Genomic DNA, 17,800 nt, shown 5'->3' on the forward strand with positions numbered 1-17,800 from the left:
AAACTAATGTTAACTCTAGCGTCTCGTCGCAAAGTTGTACAACTTTATTATTTTTGTACAACTTACCTAATACTAACGGATTACATTATATTAACTTGCCTGTTTCCCTGATAAGAGATAATTTCCCTGTATTGAGAAATCAGGCGGGGTAATGAAATGGAGAACGGGCAGGAAAGTCACGATCTGCGGCTGGCAGAAAGGCTGGCGGAATTACGCATCGCACAGGGCTGGTCGCTGGAGTCTCTGGCGCAGCGCACGGGGATCAGCCGGGCAACGCTTTCAAGGGTGGAGCGCGCTGAAACCAGCCCGACGGCGTCTGTGCTGGGTAAACTGAGTGCGGCCTACGGGCTGACCACCTCACGGCTGCTGATGGCGCTGGAAGATAATCCGCCAGAACTTATCCGCGCCGCACAGCAACCGGTCTGGCATGACCGCGAAACCGGCTTTGAGCGCCGTTCTGTGTCTGCACCGGCGCCGGGATTTCGCGCGGAGCTGATTGCCGGGCATCTTAAAGCCGGTGCCACGATTGTCTACGATTCACCGCCGGTTGTGGGTCTTGAGCAGCACATCTGGATGCTGGAAGGGCTGCTCGATTTCACACTGGATACGCGCAGTTACCGGCTCGAACCGGGCGACTGTCTGCGTTTTCATCTTCATGGTTCCTCCTCTTTTTATGTTCCGGGCCCGGCCGATGCGCGTTATGCCATCGTTATCACCCGTCCTTAAACTCTGTCAGAAATAAGGCTTAACTCTATGCAAAGTGTCAGTGAAGTAGTGATCAGTGAAGTGCAGGGCGGTGCATTGACGGTGGCCGATCTGGAGGCGTTAGCCGATACGCTGATGCAGTCCGTCGCGCTGGGGGCGAGTATCGGTTTTGTGCTGCCGTTTGGGTTTGTGCAGGCGCAGGCGTTTTGGCAAAAGCTGTTACCCGCTTTCGAGCTTGGGGAGCGGCGTCTGCTGGTGGCGCGGCTTGACGGGATCATTATCGGGACGGTGCAGCTGGTGGTTGATCAGCCTGCCAACGGCGCACATCGGGGCGATATCGTCAAACTGATGGTGCATCCCGACGGGCGTCGCCGGGGCATTGCCCGCCAGCTGATGGCCTGGGCAGAAGCGCTGGCGCGGGTGGAAGGAAAAACGCTGCTGGTGCTCGATACCGTTACCGGCAGCCCGGCGCAGACCTTATATGAGGATCTCGGTTTCGTGCTGAGCGGCACAATTCCGCATTACGCGATGTCTACCACGGGGATTCTGGAATCCACGAGTGTGATGTATAAGGTGCTGGTTTGATCAAGTTCAAGTTCAAGGTCGTGGGCGTCGGCCCACACCGACTTGGGGGTGGCTTATCGCCGCCACCCCCAAGACCCCCAGGCTCTTTCACTGCGCGCTGCCGCTCGCTGGCTATGTTTCAGCACCCTCCGCTATTGCCGCAAAATCCCGCTGCTGCGCAGTCCCCTCCCGTCGGGTTTCAACCCGCGCAAAAAAACGCGCGGTTTTCCACCACTCCTCCGGCGCGATTTTTGAGCGCGGCTGGGGGATTTTTAGGTCGTCACCTCACTAACTTTGATTTTTTAAAAATTAAAAGGGGCAGATTGGGTTTTATCTTTAAAAATAGTGAGATGGCGCGCTCAAAAATCTGGCCGACCGGGGGTTCGAGACGCAGGGCTCGAATCCCGCGGGGAGGGAACCGCGCAGCGGCAAGATTTTGCGCCACATTGGGGAGTATCAGATCATGTCCATCGACCCAGCGGCAGCGCGTGTTTAAAAAAAGCGAGGAGAGTGCAGAGAGGAAAAGCATTTTCCTCTCTGCTCGGTTTCGGCGCGAAAAGCCAGGCGAGCAACGCTATTGAGAAACCGAAATATTCACGGTTTTGACGATAACGTATCCCATAACCACCCTTTACTCCGGCAACCGCCCCCTAAACCCCCGTGTCGGATCATTACCTTCAACTTTCCGCTTATCCTGCCACAGGTTCATCCGCGATCTGAGTGAGCCGTTAAGCTCATCATGCACCTGCTTAGCCGCTTCAGATTCAGGATTCAGCTCCAGTACAAACTCCATAAATTTACCGGCGATGTAACGATTTTTCTTAACGCCGGTGCCGGTCAGCCACGCCATGCCGAGGGTATAGGCCGCTTCGGCGCGATCGGGATGGTCTGCGTTGTGCAAAATCTCCGGCAACCACTGCTCGGCCGCCTGACGTTTTTGTGCGTCTGAACCGTTATCAAGGGCACAACTCGCGCGCCAGTAGGCGGCAGATAAATGCCCCGCATCCATCGCACGCTGATACCACTGCATTGCCTGCTCGTAATCGGGTTCACCACCGAGGCCTTCGCGCAGGGCGTTTGCGCAGGTGAACATCGCCGGAACCATGCCGGAACGTGCTGCGCTCAGCACACAATCCATGGCGTTGCTGTCGTTGTGATACTGCGCGGGGACGTCCTGATGCCAGGTGTTGCGATAGAAAAAATACAGCTCATAACAGTGGATGGCGCTGCCGTGACGCGCCATTTCGGTCATCAGGAAATGCGCTGCATCCAGATCGTCATTGATCGCCATATCGTGTGCCAGCGTCACCAGATCTTTTGCGAAGCGATCGTCGCCGGATTGCTGCATCAGCGACCAGGCGTGATCCATCAGCCCTGCGCACAGCTCCGGTTTTGCCGGTAAGCCGTATAAACCGTATCCGAGCGCGGCGGCGGCAAAGGCCACCAGCGTCGGGTGAGTCGCCTGGCTGAGGGCGCGGGTCAGCAGCGCCGTCAACACCGGCATGCCTTCTTCGTGGCCGTTCGCCAGCACCGCGCGGGAAATAAACATCGTGGCGAAATCTCCCGGCATGGCCTGCGGGCTGACGGCAAACAGTTCCTGATAGACGGCTAAACCTGCCTGATCGTCATCCTGCCAGTAGGCCACGCAAATTCCGGCCAGATCCAGCAGGCGGATACGCGTGGCCGGATCAAGAGACTGCGCCAGGAGCTCGGCCAGACGCTGTTGTAACTCAAGGGCGCGGGGCGAATCGCGATCGGCGATATCCCCGGAGAGCGCATCGCACAAGGCGTTGGCGCGAAACTGATTACGTTCTTCTTCGCTGAATTCCGCACACAGCGGGCTGTCGATGATTAACATCTGCTGTTCATCGCTGCCGCCCCAGAAGGCGGAATGGAAAAGCAGATAGGACTCCATGGTGCCGACGTCGGCATGACGCACGGACATCGCCATGCGCAGCCAGTGATCCACCGGTTCTTCATCCTGTTTGCGGGTGTCCTGCAACGCCACCGGTAACGTCTGCGGCCACTGTGTCGCCGGTTCGAATCCGAGCGCATGAATGTGGGCGACGCCGGCCTGCCAGATTTCGCTGCCCTGAATCGAAAACTTCTCATGCAAGGGCAGCGGAACTTCACCGGCAAACAGAGATTTTAGCCAGTAGGGTTCACCGAATCCGCCGCTGAGATTCATCATATGGCGGAAGGCGTGCGTCGGGCGCTGATGCAATTCTATTGCACGTAAAAAAGCCAGCACGGCGTAATCACAGCACAGCTGAGCACCGAGCCACTGGTGATCTTCCACTTCCTCACCGGCCGCTGTCTGGCGAATCAGCCAGGCGTTTTCATGCCAGACCATGCCGAGCAAAACGTGGGCGTGGTAACTCTGCGGACATTGCTGCGCCCAGTCGCTGAGAATTTCCAGCGCATTAAGCGGTGGAGTCTCGCTGCCGGTAAATAAGGTTGCGGGATGCATCAGCAGCCCATACACGGAATCCCCTTCAGTCTGATTCTGCCATCCACGCATCAGTGACAACAGCCACTCGTCGAGTTTCAGAAAACGGCGGGTTGCCAGCAGCATTCTGGCTTTGGATAGGGTGTCGGACTGATCCTGGTGCGGCATGAGTTTCCCTGAACGGTTGAGGAGCCTGAACTATCGTATAAAGAAGGTATTACGTGGCAACGCAGTCTAACGTTGTTATGCGCACAGGTCAGCGAGATTGCTCTGACTTTAGGTAGATCCCTTCATGCTTGCCGTGGCGAGGAGGCGGTGTCGCGTCCCGCAGCGGAAATTATGCTGGCTATAGTAACGGATCCGCTCCTGAGTGACGAACAAACCCTGCACAATTTAACGCTGAATAAACCGGCATTATTCCCTGTCTATTTCGGTATTTAGATATCGGATATTAATTAAATGGTTGTCTGAAATAAGGAGAAAGGGTGAATTAATTATGGAGGAAGAATGTCAATATGTGTAATAACCACCCGCATTTAATATCACGCCACGCAACCATTAATCCGCAAGCAAAAAAAAACCGACCACAAAGGGCCGGCTGTTGTTTCCACAAAACGGGGAATGAGGGTAATTCAATAACAAATAATGATGATAGCGAGGAGAAGTATATATTATTGTTTGGCGTTTGCTTTATCACTTAGTGCGGTAATTATTTGTATTAACTTAATGATTTAATTGAATTAAATGATAATTTAGCTTTGCGTGCTTTAATTTAACAAAAATAAACAGACGCAAACTGACTCTTTTTTAATATTTTGTTACATCTATCAATAAATAAGAAATGTCTTAACTAACTTCGTATCATTTTCTTTCTGGCTTATTCGTCGTTATATCCAGAGAATGGGGTTGCCATGTCGGGCCAACAATTCTTAAAAAAGTTTTACCTCAGTAAAAAAGAAAAAACGATACTTTACATTCAGTGGCGCGGCTCGACACCTATCGAGGATAAATATAATGAAACTCCGTATTCTTTCGCTCATGATCCCTGCGTTATTGGTCGCAGGATCAGCCAGTGCGGCAGAAGTTTACAATAAAGATGGCAACAAACTGGACCTCTACGGTTTAGTTGATGGTTTACACTATTTTTCCAACAACGCGGGTTCTGACGGCGATCAGAGCTACATCCGTTTAGGCTTCAAAGGAGAAACGCAAATCACCGACCAGCTGACCGGCTACGGTCAGTGGGAATATCAGGTTCAGGCTAATCAGGCAGAAAGCTCTGACGATGGCGATCGCGCATTTACCCGTTACGGGTTTGCGGGTCTGAAATTTGGTGATATGGGGTCATTTGATTACGGTCGTAACAACGGCGTGCTGTATGACGTCGCCGCCTGGACCGACATGCAGCCTGAGTTCGATGGTTCCACCTACGGCGCGGATCAGTTCCTCTTCCAGCGCACTAACGGCGTGGCGACCTACCGTAACGATAACTTCTTCGGCATGGTGGATGGCCTGCACTTTGCCCTGCAATATCAGGGTAAAAACGACAGCGGCGGCGGTGAGCCGGGTACCCGTGATGTGCTGACGCAGAACGGTGACGGTTACGGTATGTCTCTGAGCTACGATATTGGCGCAGGCGTCAGCGTGGCGGGTGCTTTCTTTAACTCCGACCGTACTGACGAGCAGAATTCCGCTCCGGGCATTATGGGCGAAGGTAAAAAAGCGGAAGGTTACACCGGGGGTCTGAAATATGACGCCAACAATGTGTACCTGGCGGCGATGTTCACTCAGGCATATAACGCTTCCCGCTTCGGTTCTACCGATTCAGAAGCTTACGGTTATGCCAACCAGTCTCAGGCGTTTGAAGCCTACGCCAGCTACCAGTTCGACTTTGGTCTGCGTCCGTTCGTGGCGTATAACCAAACGCGCGGTAAAGATTTAGGCACAGACCGTCTGGGCAACAACTATCAGGATCAGGATCTGGTGAAATTTGTCGATCTGGGCGCGAGCTACTACTTCAACAAAAATATGTCGGCCTACGTTGATTACAAAATTAACCTGATCGACAGCAGCACCTTCACCGATAACGCCGGTATCAATACCGATGACGTGACGGCGGTAGGTCTGGTGTATCAGTTCTAAGCGTGCCTTTCTCAGACACAGAATGACGCTCAGGATGATAGAAAAGCAGTGAAAGCGTGAGAAAAGCGCGGCCCTTACCGGCCGCGTTTTTTTATGGGCGTTGAACCGCCGGGGGCTGCCCGGTAAAAGCCACCAGCGTGGCTTTGAGCATGGAAAGCACCTGCGGGATGTTGCGGTTGATTTGAGCGGTCACAATGGCTCCGTCAGTTATCATCGCAATGGCCTGCGCGCTGAATGCACGCTCCGCGCTTTCAGGAAGACAGGCCGCGATGGCATCGGCCATCTGCTGTTTATGGCTGGCCGCGATGTCGAGCACCTGCGGCAGCGGTTCCGAAAATTCCAGGGCGCTGTTGATAAACGCACAACCGCGAAAATCCTCAGACTCAAACCATTCGGCCAGCGTTGCCGTCAGCGCCAGCGGAAAATCGCCGGCACACGCGTCCATTTCCTGCGCCAGTTTTTCCTCAAACCACGTCATCCAGCGTTCATGCCGGTAATCGAGAAATGCGCTGACCAGCAGATTCTTACTGGCAAAATGACGATAGAACGTCACCTTGGTCACCCCGGCTTGCCTGATGATGAGGTCAATCCCCGTGGCGCGGATCCCTTCGCGGTAAAACAAGTCATGGGCGGTCAGTAAGATCCGGTCACGGGCGGACAGGGCAGAACGATCGACAGACATTGAAAAAACCTCCGGAAGTGAATGCATCGATTGTAGACAACTCTGTCTACATGCGCTAGGCTTTTGTGTAGACAGACTTGTCTACATCCTTTTTTCCTCATGAGGTGCTTATGTTAACTAAACCGCCGTTGCCCCCCTTCAGCCGTGAAAGCGCAATCGAAAAAATCCGTCTGGCGGAAGATGCCTGGAACAGCCGCGACCCGGTGCGGGTCAGTCAGGTTTACTCGGCGGATACCCGCTGGCGAAATCGCAGCGAATTCGTGAACGGGCAGGATGCCGTGGTGGCTTTCTTACAACGTAAATGGGCCAAAGAGCTGGAATACCGGCTGATCAAAGAGTTATGGGCGTTTGATGGTGAGCGGATTGCAGTGCGTTTTGCTTATGAATGGAAAGATGATTCGGGTAACTGGTTCCGCAGTTTCGGGAATGAGAACTGGGCGTTCAACGAGCAGGGACACATGTTTGAACGTCACGCCTGTATCAATGATTTACCGATTCAGGAAAGTGAACGCAAATTCCACTGGCCGCTGGGGCGCAGGCCGGATACGCATCCGGGCCTGACGGAGATGGGTTTTTAACAGCCTCAGGCTGATTTCTGGTGGATCAGATGCAGCGGCGGAGAAACATCGAGTTTGATGTCGGGGTTTTGGCGGAATTCATGCGGCGTAATATTAAAACGCTTGCGGAACATGTAGGTGAAATGCGACTGCGAGCCGAATCCGAAATCCATTGCGATATCAAAAATCGGTGTTTCACTGCTGCTCAGCTGATAAACAGCGCTCGCCAGACGACGTTCCCTGATGTACTTCCCCAGAGAAATGCCTGTCGATTCCTTGAACAGTTTTTGCATGTGCCAGAGCGAATAGCCGGAGTACTCAGCCAGTTCTTCCAGATGGATCACACGGCCCAGATGGCCTTCGATCCATTTGCTGAGTGCGCTGACGATTGCGAGATGAATGTCTTGAGCCATAACCAGTCTGTATTGATGTCGAATAGGCCTATTATACACGACTTAGCGATGATGGCGTGGCAGGTCTTGCGGATGAGAAGGGTTCACAAAAATGGCCCGCAGATCAGAACTGCGCGTGCAGCCTGACGGGCCATGATTTACCGCAACAGCATCCAGTGAATTAATCTGGCAATGCCATCGTCCAGAAGTACGATCCCGACGAGAATAAGAACGATCAGAATAATAAAGTTCTTACGGGTTGGCATAGGGATACCTCAGTTACCAGGGGCCGCTGCCCTGCATATTCAGCGCAATAACACCCATACAGACCACTACAAATACCAGCAAAACGATAAATAGCCGCTTCATTCTTTTCTATCAGAGCCTGAGCTCTTCCTCCAGCGTGGGGCTAACCTGCAAATGACGTCACTTCTGTGCTGAAAACCTGTGTGTTTACCAGCATCAGTTTTACCAACAAATCACGCGCACGTTAACCCTATTTACCGCACAAATCCAGTGACAGCGCTGCTGCGGCGCTATCCCTCGGTGGCCGGACGTCTCACCAGATCGGTTTTCTGACCGCCGTTAATGACAGTGGTCGGCGGCGTTTCAGGCACCAGCGCATCCGGGGCGATATTCATGTGATTGAGGACTTCGCCCATGATTTGCCCGAATATCGGGCCAGCCACTGAACCCCCGAAGTGTTTACCGGCCTGCGGATTGTTGACCATCACCACCAGCGCCACGCGCGGATTACTGGCCGGTGCGACACCGGCCGTATAGTTGATGTAGCCGCCGTCATATTTGCCGCTGCTGCCCATTTTCTCTGCCGTACCGGTTTTGATCGCCAAACGATAACCGGGAACCGCGGCACTGAGGCCGGAGCCGCCGGGCAGGGCGTCGCTTTCCATCATATGAATGACGGTTCGCACCACGTCAGCAGACATGATCCGGGTACCCAGTACCGGAGGCGTCACTTTGGTGATCGACAGCGGGCGATAAATCCCTTCTGAGCCAATCGTGGCGTACTCGCGGGCGATTTGCAGCGGCGTCACGCGCAGGCCGTAACCGAACGAGAAGGTGGCACGCTCGATGTCTGCCCAGCGTTCACGGTGCGCCGGGAAATAACCGCTGCTTTCGCCGCCGATACCCAAGTCTGTAGGTTTGCCCAGCCCGAACGACTGGTAGAGTTGCACCAGCACGTTGGCTGGCATTGCCAGAGCGATATGGGACACCGCGATGTCGCTGGATTTTTGCAAAATACCGGTGATGGTCAGGGCAGGCCAGTGGCCGACGTCTTTGATCAGGTGGCCGTTAACGGTGTAGGGGTGGGTATCGAGAACGGAATCAGGGCGGATCATCCGCCGTGCCAGACCGGCCATCACCACCAGCGGTTTCACGGTAGAACCTGGCTCGAAGCTGTCACTGATGGCGACGTTACGCATGTCTTTGACCGCGACACCGGCATAGTTATTCGGGTTGTAGGAGGGGAACGACGCCATCCCTAAAATTTCGCCGGTATTGACGTCCACCAGCACGGCGGCGCCAGATTCCGCCTGGTTGAGAAGAACGCCGGTGCGCAGACGCGAGTAAAGAACGTACTGCATAAAGCTGTCGATGCTCAGATTGATGGTCGGCGGTTGTTGCGGAGCGACCTCTTTGAGCACGCCAATGACGTTACCGTGGCGATCCTGACGGTATTCACGCATTCCCGGCTTGCCTTCCAGCAGCGCATTGAACCCTTTTTCGATGCCGTTCAGCCCTTCATTGTCGGTGCCGACCACCCCGACCAGGTTGGCCGCGGCTTCGCTCATCGGGTAGTAGCGGCTGTCATCGTGAATACTGCTGATGCCGCCGAGATGCAACTGACCGATATCTTCGGCAATGCCTTCTTCAATTTTGCGACCAAGGTAGACAAAGCGGCGCTGCGGATCGCTGTTGATGGTTTGCTGCAACTGCGAAAGCGGCATATTGAGCGCGGAGGCCAGATATTGCCATTTCGGACTGTTCAAATCGCTGTGCAATTCAAGGATGCGGAACGGGTCGGCCACGATGTCTTTCGATGCGACGCTTAACGCCAGCGGGTGGCCGTTACGGTCGGAGATCGTGCCACGTACGGCAGGAATGACGTTGGAACGCAGCGAGCGGGAGTCGGCTTCTTTCTCCAGCATCGGCTGATTCAGCAGCTGTAAATATCCCACCCGGCCAAGCAGAAGTGCCATACAACAGACAATGCCCAGACAAATCAGCGCAAAGCGCTTGGCATAAAAGTGGGGTTGGGCGCTGGATTTTTTTGAGCTCGGTGGCATGGCGGTTTCGCAAAGTCATGAATGCATTTGAAGCGAAAAGCGAGGAGGCGGGGACAATAAAAACCGGATAATTCTCTCCAGTCTGTACCCAATATAATGCGACTCATCGCTCTGATTGATAATGAATTTCGTATATCACCGACATCTTATATTAAGCCAAAGGCATGGATTGTTTATTTCAATTGCGCTTTGTAAGCAAGTGCAACGGCAAAGCCCGTTTTTATTCCACCGACAGCCATTCATCCGCTTCTTCGAACATTTCCTCTAACATTTGATTTAATTGTGAGCGTTCCTGCTTACTGGCCCCGTGAGTATTCAGGCCGTTCGCCTGCATGGGCTTCACTTTGACTTCCGCGTCAGGGAACATTCGGTGAACACGTTTCGCCAGCTCGGCTTCAATTTTTTCACTGGCGTTTGGGATGCCGGAGACATTCCGTTTGTCAAAAATCAGTTCAACCCGCATAACTTTCCTCGTGATTATTGTATGTGATTAACTGGCTAAATATACAGTAACTGACCGGTCTGCTCTAGCGATTTTTGACCCTGACGGTGGAATCAGATTCACCTTTTTCAGCGTAAATTCATGTAATTCGCCAACCATAACCCTTGTGAATGTTTTCCTGCCCGCTAGAATGGCAGCGAACTATACGAGGGAAATGTGGATAAACAACGGCGTTCAGCACTGATTTTCTTTTGCCTGGCCTGTCTCGTCATACTGACTTGTATGACGCAGCGCATTGCCGGGCTGAACGCGTTATCTGCCATTTTGAATCAGCCTCTTGTGACGCAACCCGCGTCTTCTGCACTGGCTGAAAAGCCTGCCGGGGTGGACACCCTCCCCACACCCTGCGAACTGAGCAGTAAATCACTGCTTTCTGTTCCGCCTCTCCTCCTGGAATTTGCGTTGCTGGCGCTGAGCCTGCTGCTGGCCTTTTTGTCACGCGGCACGATGGCGGCCATTCGCTTACGTCTCCCCGACGCCGTGCCGGTGCCCCGATTGCGGGTGCATCTGCGGCTGTGCGTTTTCCGGGAATAAAAATACACCTGCGTTGTTCAACGGAAGGTGACCTTTTTATTTTTGGAGAAAATCTATGCGAAGTTTATTCAGGGCGGCGTTTGGCTGCTTTCTGATGCTCTGGCTGCACGCCGGAACAGCAGCCGATTCCGGCTGGCTGCAAAGTCCGCAAAATACACATGCCAGGGTGCGTTTACAGGCGCAGCCTGCGGATGGCATGGCCGGAGAAACCCGGATGCTGCTGTCGGTCAGTCTGGAAAAAGGCTGGAAAACCTACTGGCGCTCGCCCGGTGAAGGGGGCATTGCGCCGTCCGTTAGCTGGGAAAGCGAGGCTGTCGCCGGTGCCGTGACCTGGTTCTGGCCGACGCCGTCGCGGTTTGACGTGGCGGGCATCACCACGCAGGGCTATCACGATAACGTCGATTTGCCGCTGATCATCAGCGGTCAGGTGCCTGAGAAACTCGCCGGTACACTGACGCTGCCGGTGTGCAGCAACGTCTGTATTCTGACTGATTTTCCCTTCAGCCTTGAGCCCGGCGCGGGCGCTGACCGTGAGGATTTTGCCCGCCAGTTTGCCATCGCGATGGGAAAAGTGCCTATTGCACAAGGTCTGACAGACCGCGCCTCGGCAGGTTATCGCACGGGCAGCCTGCTGATTTCTGCTCATCGCGAGCAGGGCTGGCAAAACCCCGAGCTGTTTATTGATACGCTCGACGGCAGTGCGTTTGGTAAGCCGGTCGTGAAGGTGGACGGGGCGCAGTTACAGGTCACGCTGCCGGTGACTGACGAGTGGGGCGATGTGGCCGGGGATCTGCGTGGCAAAAGCGTCAGCGTGGTGCTGGCAGACAGCGGCCTTGCCCAGCAACTTAACCTGAACGTCGGGGCGCTGCCCGCGCCCGCAGGCCGCGGTGCGGTGCTGTGGCAGATCGCGCTGATGGCGCTGGCGGGCGGATTTATTCTCAATCTGATGCCGTGCGTGTTGCCGGTGCTGGGGATGAAACTCGGCACAATTTTGCAGGTGGAACACCGTGACCGGCAACGCGTCCGGGTGCAGTTTCTGGCCTCATCCGCCGGGATTATCACGTCGTTCCTCGCGCTGGCGCTACTGATGACGGTGCTGCGCGCCACGAATCAGACGCTGGGGTGGGGCATTCAGTTTCAGAACCCATGGTTTATCGGGCTGATGGTGACGGTCACCGCGCTGTTCACCGCCAATCTGCTGGGCCTGTTTGAGATCACGCTGCCTTCCCGCCTGACCACGCGGCTGGCGACGCAAAAACGCAGCGGTTTAGCCGGTCATTTTGCCGAAGGCGCCTTCGCCACCTTGCTGGCAACGCCGTGCTCTGCGCCTTTCCTTGGCACCGCCGTGGCTTTTGCGCTGGCGGCGTCGTTGCCGGTGTTGTGGGGGTTATTTCTGATGCTGGGAATGGGCATGAGCCTGCCGTGGCTGATGATCGCCCTCTGGCCGGGTCTGGCGTTGCGGCTTCCGCGCCCTGGCCGCTGGATGCTGCGTGTGCGGATGGCGCTCGGTGCGCTGATGCTCGCCGCCTGCCTGTGGCTGCTCAGCCTGTTGCAAAACCATCTGCCCGAACGCGGGGCAATGGTCATCGCCGGGGTTCTGCTGCTGATACTGGTGGTGGCCTGCGCACGCCGTTATGGCCTGCGCGCTGCGGCAATCGCCAGCGGTGCCGGGCTGGTGGCGGGGCTGGCGCTCTTCTTCAGCCTCTCCTGGAACACCGGTATCCACCCCCCGCGGGATGAAATTCGCTGGCAACCGCTGTCAGAGCAGGCGATTCGTGATGCGCTGGCAGAGAAAAAAGTGGTGTTTGTGGATGTTACCGCTGACTGGTGTGTGACCTGTAAAGCCAATAAATACAATGTCCTGCTGCGTGATGATGTGCAGCAGGCGCTGACGGACAAACAGGTCGTCGCCCTGCGCGGTGACTGGAGTTTGCCGTCGCCCTCCATCAATGAATTTTTGCAAAAGCGCGGCAGCGTCGCCGTACCCTTCAATCAAATTTATGGCCCGCAGCGGCCTGATGGCGAGATTCTGTCGCCGCTGCTGACCCGCGAAGCCGTGTTAAAGGGGCTGAAAAATGCCCAGGGAGCTGAATAATGAAAATGTTAATGCTGATACTGATGATGGTGATGTCTCCCGCTGTGCTGGCGATGACGCCGGAAGAGACGCTGTTCAATAATCCGGCCACGCCGCACTTTGGTGCCAAAAATCCCCGGCTGACGATCGTGTCTTTTACCGATTACAACTGCCCGTACTGCAAACAGTTTGATCCGCTGCTCGCACGCGTCGTGAAGGAAAATCCGCAAGTAGCGGTGGTGATCAAGTTGCTGCCTTTTCGCGGTGCCAGCTCGATCATTGCCGGTCGCGCGGCGATGACCGTCTGGGAGCAGCATCCCGACAAGTTTCTGGCTGTACATCAGCGCCTGATGTCCAAAAAAGGGCCGCATGACGAGGCCAGCGCCGTGGAGGCGGTGAAAAGTGTCGGACTGGCGCCGATCACCGTTACGCCAGCCAGTTATCTTGAGCTGAAAACCAACGTGGAAATTGCGGAAGTGCTGGGCATTCAGGGGACGCCAGCCACGATCATTGGCGATCAGCTGGTGGCGGGTGCCATCAGCTGGGAAGATCTGAACAAACTGGTGAAGGAGCAACTGGCGAAGGCACAACATGACAAAACTTAAGCGCCGGTTACGCGAAGGGGCGGTGATGGCGCTGCTGATCATTGCCGTGACGTCCGGCATGGATTTCCTGCGGGCGCCGCAGGCTCCGGCGAATTTCGGCAATCAGGCCCTGCAAACTCTGGAGGGGCAACGCATCACGCTGCTCGAACAAAGCCAGCAGCGGCCGCTGCTGGTCTACTTCTGGGCGACGTGGTGCGGGATCTGCAAGATGACCACGCCAGGGGTGGCAACGCTGGCGCAAGAGGGCGGGAATGTGATCACCGTGGCGCTGCGTTCGGGCGATGCGGCAAAAATTCAGCAGTATCTGACCGCGAAACATTTCGTCATGCCGGTGGTTAATGATCCGCGCGGCGAGATCTCTTCGCAGTGGGATGTGGGCGTGACGCCGACGTTTGTGATCATCAGTAAAGGCGAGGTGGTCAGTAGCACCACCGGTTGGACGTCTTCATGGGGGCTGAAAGCCAGACTATGGTGGGCGGGGCTGTAAACCGCCCGCGCCACTGACAAACAAAAAGGCCTTCACTGACGCATCGGTGAAGGCCTTTTTCTTAACACAAGCGAATCAGTTAGCCAGGAAGCGTTTCTCGTCTGTCAGTACCTGCAGCAGCAGGCTGAGTTCAGGTTTCTGATCTTTAATGTGTTTGCCGTTGGCGTCGAAGGCGCGGTAATCCCCGTCGCTTTCCAGTTCCAGCGTCTGGTCCGGCGTGGTGATGACCAGCGTGCCATCGTCACTGGTGGTCACCCAGTTGTGGCGACGTTTCGCAGCAAACAAATCTTCACCCTGCGAGTAATCCGCCGGCGATGTGGTGACGTGCAACAGGCGCTGCATCAGCGTGGTCATTACATCGGCATGTGCCGTCAGCTTATCGATATTCTGTGCCGGTGTGCCCGGCCAGTGAATGATCAGCGGCACCTGCAACTGCTGGCGGTTCATGGCATTGCCTGAACCCCAGGTACCGTTCTCATTGAATTCAATGCCGTGCGACGCGGTGATCACTACCACGGTTTTATCCAGCTCACCGCGATCTTTTAGCGATTGCAGGATAGCCGTGATTTGCTGATCGACGCTTTGTGCGCCGCGCTGGTAACGGTGAATAAAGGTATTCCCCACCGGCACGCTGTCGCCGTTCTGGCGCAACGAAGCACTGATGCCGTTCAGATTCACGTAGGAGAACCACGGGCCATTGCCGCGCACGTTCAGCCATTGTTGCCACTGCGCCACCGTCTGTTGATCGGACTGTTTCACCGGCGCTGGCAGCGTAAAGTCGGTCAGTAATGCCTGACGGTACAGCGGATTATCAAAGCCGTCAGAGGCAAACAGGCCAAACTCGTAGCCCTGCTGTTCCAGCGAGGTCACCAGCGCAGAAGGTTTACGGGCAGCGAGAATGCCCTGCATGTAGGTCGGCGAGATGCCGTAGAACAGGCCGAACTGGCCGGTATCATCTCGATTGCCGGAGCTGAAATGCTGCTCAAAACGGATGTTCTGTTTGGCAAAATCGTTCAGTGCAGGCATGTCCTTATCCAGCGTGGAAGTATGCACGCCGTCCAGCACCACCATCAGAAGATTGTATTTGGTGCCGGTATTGCGGAACGTGATGCTGTTGAGCGGGTATTCCACCGCCAGCGCTTCCGGATTTCCCTGCTCGATAAGGCGCCGCTGGTACTCTTCGGCATTCAGCAGACCATGTTTTTCAAGGAATTTGCGCGCGGTCATCGGGTAAGAGAGCGGCAGATTTGAACGCTGCATGGTGATCGGGCGATAGAAATTGGCATCCGCCCAGATATACATCAGGTGCGAGGCAAAGAAGCTGACGATGAACAGCACGACGATGGGTTTGGCAAAATTGCGGCGGTTGAGGCTGCGCAGCTTTTGCCATGCCCAGGTCCCGAACAGCATTTCGAGCAGGAAAATCACCGGCACGGCAATAAACATCAGCTGCCAGTCGCGCGCCATCTCGCCCCGTCCGGGGTTGACGACCAGTTCCCAAACCACAGGATTGATGTGCAGGTGGAAACGGGTAAAGACCTCGGTATCCACCAGCACCAGCGTAAGCCCGGCAGTCGCCAGTATCGCTGACAGGAAACGCAACAGCCTTTGCGACATCACCACGAAGGTCAGCGGGAAGATGATCAGCAGATAGGCGGCGAAACCGATAAAACTGAAATGCCCAAGCCAGCTGACCAGCGCGTAAATGCGCCCTTGCAGGGAAGAAGGCCAGTCAGAAACAAACAGGTAGCGGCTGCCGATCCCAAGAATGAGCAGGATATTAAACAGGGCGAACCAGTGCCCCCAGCTGATCATCTGGGAAACTTTTTCGCGATAGCGCTGACTATTTGTCACCATGAGAGGTATTGGGCAAGTAATGGATTAATGGGCTTTATCTTCTCTTATCGACGCTTGCAAGGCATTAGCAAAAGACTGTGATAACGCTTTGCGCTGTGCAGGAGCGACGCTGGTATTAATCAGGTTAGTCACCATATTGCCCAGAACCATCAGAGAAAGATCGGTTGGGGCGCGGTGCTTTTCAAGAACGGTTGCCAGCTCGGAAAGGAGCTGTTCAACATGTTCGTCACTGTAACGGGATGATTGTGCCATAGAGTATTGTGCTTCTTGATCTGACAAAGTCCAATATCTTAGCTGATCACGGCATCAGTTTCCGCATTTTTATAACGGAGATAACGTTCCGGTATTGATCGCATCTATTAATCAGTGTTTCAGCGGCGGGAGTGGTTGCGGCTTTGGCGCTTCAGTGTTTGAATACGCCCCGCAGGCAAACCCCCCTTATACGGCTGCATTTCTAACAGGAGAAATTCCCCATGAGTCTGGATATCGAGCAGATCGCTCTGCACCAGTTGAACAAACGCGATGAGCAAACGCTGGATGTTGTGCTGCGCGACACGCTTTTGACGCCAAATGCTGCCGTTGATGAAATGATGGCGGAATTGCACCGCGTCTACAGTGCAAAAAGCAAAGCGTACGGTCTGTTCAACGAAGACAGCGAGCTGGCCGTTGCACTGCGTGGCTGCCGCAAAGGGGACGATGATTTCCTGTCATTCAGCCGCGCCGCCACCGGCCGCCTGCGTGACGAGCTGGCTAAATATCCGTTCGCCGAAGGCGGCGTGGTGCTGTTTTGCCATTATCGCTTCCTGGCGGTGGATTATTTACTGGTCGCGGTGCTGAACAGCCGCAGCAGTATGCGCGTGAATGAGCAACTGGATGTGAGCAGTATTCATTATCTGGACATCAACCACGCGGACATCGTGGCGCGTGTCGATCTGACCGAATGGGAAACCAATCCTGAATCCACCCGTTATCTGACGTTCCTTAAAGGTCGGGTAGGGCGCAAAGTTTCTGACTTCTTCATGGATTTCCTCGGCGCGTCCGTGGGTCTGGACACCAAAGCGCAAAACCGTGGTTTGTTACAGGCGGTGGATGATTTCTGTACCGAAGCGCAGCTCGATAAAAATGAGCGTCAGAATTACCGTCAGCAGGTTTACACCTACTGTAATGAGCAGTTGCAGGCAGGCGAAGAAATCGCCCTGGATGATTTGTCCGAAGAGCTGCCGCCGTGGAATGACAAGAAATTCAAAGAGTTTACTCAGGAGCAGGGATACGCGCTGGAAGAGACGTTCCCGGCGGACCGCAGCACCTTGCGTCAGCTGACCAAATTCGCCGGCAGCGGCGGCGGTCTGAGCATTAATTTCGATGCCATGCTGATGGGCGAACGTATTTTCTGGGATCCGGCGACCGATACGCTGACCATTAAAGGCACGCCACCCAATCTGCGGGATCAGTTGCAGCGTAAAAGCGGGAAGTAATTCCCGGTTCTCTCCCTTATGAAAGGGGGGAGAAAACCTGAACAGCGCCCAATAAAAAACACCGCCTGAGCGGTGTTTTTTATTTGTTCTCGCACGGCGTCCCGATGCGCAACAACTTAGTCAGCGATTAAACGCGAACGAAGTCGATGTGAGCCAGTTTTGGCTTGAACGGGTGGCGCTGAACAGCCTGAACTTTAACTTTGGTTTCTTTACCGTCGACAACCAGAGTAATAGCTTCAGAGTAGAACTCCGCTTTAACTTCCATGTTCTTAACAGAATCATGGTCCAGTTTGATTGAAACTGGAGCAGCTGAGCCACCGTAAATGATAGCTGGGAATTTGTTTTCTAAACGCAGGCGGCGGCTCGCACCTTTGCCCTGCTCTGCTTCCGGACGTACTTCAACATTGATAGTGAACATTGTATGTTTCTCTATTAGCACTACTTCTAAGATTTGCCCCGCCACCTG

18 protein-coding genes are annotated in these 17,800 nt (G+C 54.8%); 9 read left to right on the top strand and 9 right to left on the bottom strand.

Annotated features, from left to right (window positions below):
• Positions 1-156 precede the first annotated feature (156 nt).
• Positions 157-726, top strand: a complete 570-nt coding sequence (locus ABSH60_RS16320; protein ID WP_390974800.1) for a helix-turn-helix domain-containing protein — start codon at positions 157-159, stop codon at positions 724-726.
• A gap of 27 nt (positions 727-753) precedes the next feature.
• Positions 754-1,290, top strand: coding sequence for a GNAT family N-acetyltransferase (locus tag ABSH60_RS16325; RefSeq protein WP_390974802.1), 537 nt, complete (start codon positions 754-756; stop codon positions 1,288-1,290).
• 259 nt (positions 1,291-1,549) lie between these two features.
• Here ABSH60_RS16325 and ABSH60_RS16330 read toward each other — a convergent pair whose 3' ends face one another.
• Both ABSH60_RS16330 and ABSH60_RS16335 read right to left on the bottom strand, forming a co-directional pair.
• Positions 1,550-1,798 (bottom strand): hypothetical protein, encoded by a 249-nt coding sequence (locus ABSH60_RS16330; protein WP_390974804.1) that lies wholly within the window; start codon positions 1,796-1,798, stop codon positions 1,550-1,552.
• 102 nt (positions 1,799-1,900) lie between these two features.
• The gene (locus ABSH60_RS16335) at positions 1,901-3,886 is read right to left on the bottom strand and encodes a DUF4034 domain-containing protein (RefSeq protein WP_390974806.1); all 1,986 of its coding nucleotides are present in this window, start codon (positions 3,884-3,886) and stop codon (positions 1,901-1,903) included.
• Between the two features lie 846 nt (positions 3,887-4,732).
• Here ABSH60_RS16335 and ompC point away from each other — a divergent pair.
• Positions 4,733-5,860, top strand: a complete 1,128-nt coding sequence (gene ompC, locus ABSH60_RS16340; protein WP_056778409.1) for a porin OmpC — start codon at positions 4,733-4,735, stop codon at positions 5,858-5,860.
• Positions 5,861-5,951: 91 nt separating this feature from the next.
• Here the strand turns inward: ompC and ABSH60_RS16345 are convergent, their stop codons facing one another.
• Entirely contained in the window at positions 5,952-6,542 is a 591-nt protein-coding gene (locus tag ABSH60_RS16345; RefSeq protein ID WP_390974808.1) for a TetR family transcriptional regulator, read from the bottom strand.
• Positions 6,543-6,652: 110 nt separating this feature from the next.
• Between ABSH60_RS16345 and ABSH60_RS16350 the strand changes: the two genes are divergently transcribed.
• Complete coding sequence (locus tag ABSH60_RS16350) at positions 6,653-7,120, top strand: DUF1348 family protein (protein ID WP_390974810.1); 468 nt, start codon at positions 6,653-6,655, stop codon at positions 7,118-7,120.
• Positions 7,121-7,125: 5 nt separating this feature from the next.
• Here the strand turns inward: ABSH60_RS16350 and ABSH60_RS16355 are convergent, their stop codons facing one another.
• The 3 genes from ABSH60_RS16355 to ABSH60_RS16365 all read right to left on the bottom strand — a co-directional run bounded on the left by ABSH60_RS16355 (position 7,126) and on the right by ABSH60_RS16365 (position 10,263).
• A complete protein-coding gene (locus ABSH60_RS16355) occupies positions 7,126-7,512 on the bottom strand; it encodes a helix-turn-helix domain-containing protein (RefSeq protein ID WP_056778417.1) in 387 nt (128 codons plus the stop codon).
• Positions 7,513-8,027: 515 nt separating this feature from the next.
• The gene (locus ABSH60_RS16360; protein WP_122095796.1) at positions 8,028-9,800 is read right to left on the bottom strand and encodes a penicillin-binding transpeptidase domain-containing protein; all 1,773 of its coding nucleotides are present in this window, start codon (positions 9,798-9,800) and stop codon (positions 8,028-8,030) included.
• A gap of 220 nt (positions 9,801-10,020) precedes the next feature.
• On the bottom strand, positions 10,021-10,263 hold the full coding sequence (locus ABSH60_RS16365; protein ID WP_056778422.1) for a DinI family protein: 243 nt from the start codon (positions 10,261-10,263) through the stop codon (positions 10,021-10,023).
• A gap of 195 nt (positions 10,264-10,458) precedes the next feature.
• Between ABSH60_RS16365 and ABSH60_RS16370 the strand changes: the two genes are divergently transcribed.
• From ABSH60_RS16370 to ABSH60_RS16385, 4 genes are read left to right on the top strand one after another with little or no spacing between them, the layout of a single operon-like run.
• Entirely contained in the window at positions 10,459-10,836 is a 378-nt protein-coding gene (locus ABSH60_RS16370; protein WP_390974813.1) for a copper resistance protein, read from the top strand.
• Between the two features lie 55 nt (positions 10,837-10,891).
• A complete protein-coding gene (locus ABSH60_RS16375) occupies positions 10,892-12,931 on the top strand; it encodes a protein-disulfide reductase DsbD domain-containing protein (protein ID WP_390974815.1) in 2,040 nt (679 codons plus the stop codon).
• The gene (locus ABSH60_RS16380; RefSeq protein WP_056778432.1) at positions 12,931-13,515 is read left to right on the top strand and encodes a DsbA family protein; all 585 of its coding nucleotides are present in this window, start codon (positions 12,931-12,933) and stop codon (positions 13,513-13,515) included. The genes ABSH60_RS16375 and ABSH60_RS16380 overlap by 1 nt, the downstream gene beginning before the upstream one ends.
• Positions 13,502-14,002 carry a thioredoxin domain-containing protein gene (locus tag ABSH60_RS16385; RefSeq protein WP_390974817.1) on the top strand — a complete coding sequence of 167 codons (501 nt, stop codon included), beginning with the start codon at positions 13,502-13,504 and terminating at the stop codon, positions 14,000-14,002. The genes ABSH60_RS16380 and ABSH60_RS16385 overlap by 14 nt, the downstream gene beginning before the upstream one ends.
• Positions 14,003-14,077: 75 nt before the next feature.
• On the opposite strand, the gene yejM is transcribed toward ABSH60_RS16385, so the two are convergent.
• Together yejM and ABSH60_RS16395 are read right to left on the bottom strand one after the other, a co-directional pair.
• Positions 14,078-15,859, bottom strand: a complete 1,782-nt coding sequence (gene yejM / locus ABSH60_RS16390; RefSeq protein ID WP_056778439.1) for an LPS biosynthesis-modulating metalloenzyme YejM — start codon at positions 15,857-15,859, stop codon at positions 14,078-14,080.
• Between the two features lie 24 nt (positions 15,860-15,883).
• The gene (locus ABSH60_RS16395; RefSeq protein ID WP_056778441.1) at positions 15,884-16,111 is read right to left on the bottom strand and encodes a YejL family protein; all 228 of its coding nucleotides are present in this window, start codon (positions 16,109-16,111) and stop codon (positions 15,884-15,886) included.
• 221 nt (positions 16,112-16,332) lie between these two features.
• Here ABSH60_RS16395 and yejK point away from each other — a divergent pair, with 221 nt between their 5' ends.
• Positions 16,333-17,334, top strand: a complete 1,002-nt coding sequence (gene yejK, locus ABSH60_RS16400; RefSeq protein ID WP_056778446.1) for a nucleoid-associated protein YejK — start codon at positions 16,333-16,335, stop codon at positions 17,332-17,334.
• Between the two features lie 127 nt (positions 17,335-17,461).
• Here yejK and rplY read toward each other — a convergent pair whose 3' ends face one another.
• Positions 17,462-17,752, bottom strand: coding sequence for a 50S ribosomal protein L25 (gene rplY, locus ABSH60_RS16405; protein WP_056778449.1), 291 nt, complete (start codon positions 17,750-17,752; stop codon positions 17,462-17,464).
• Positions 17,753-17,800 lie beyond the last annotated feature (48 nt).

This window comes from Rahnella sp. R3(2024) (genome assembly GCF_042920125.1).
Classification (GTDB): domain Bacteria; phylum Pseudomonadota; class Gammaproteobacteria; order Enterobacterales; family Enterobacteriaceae; genus Rahnella; species Rahnella rivi.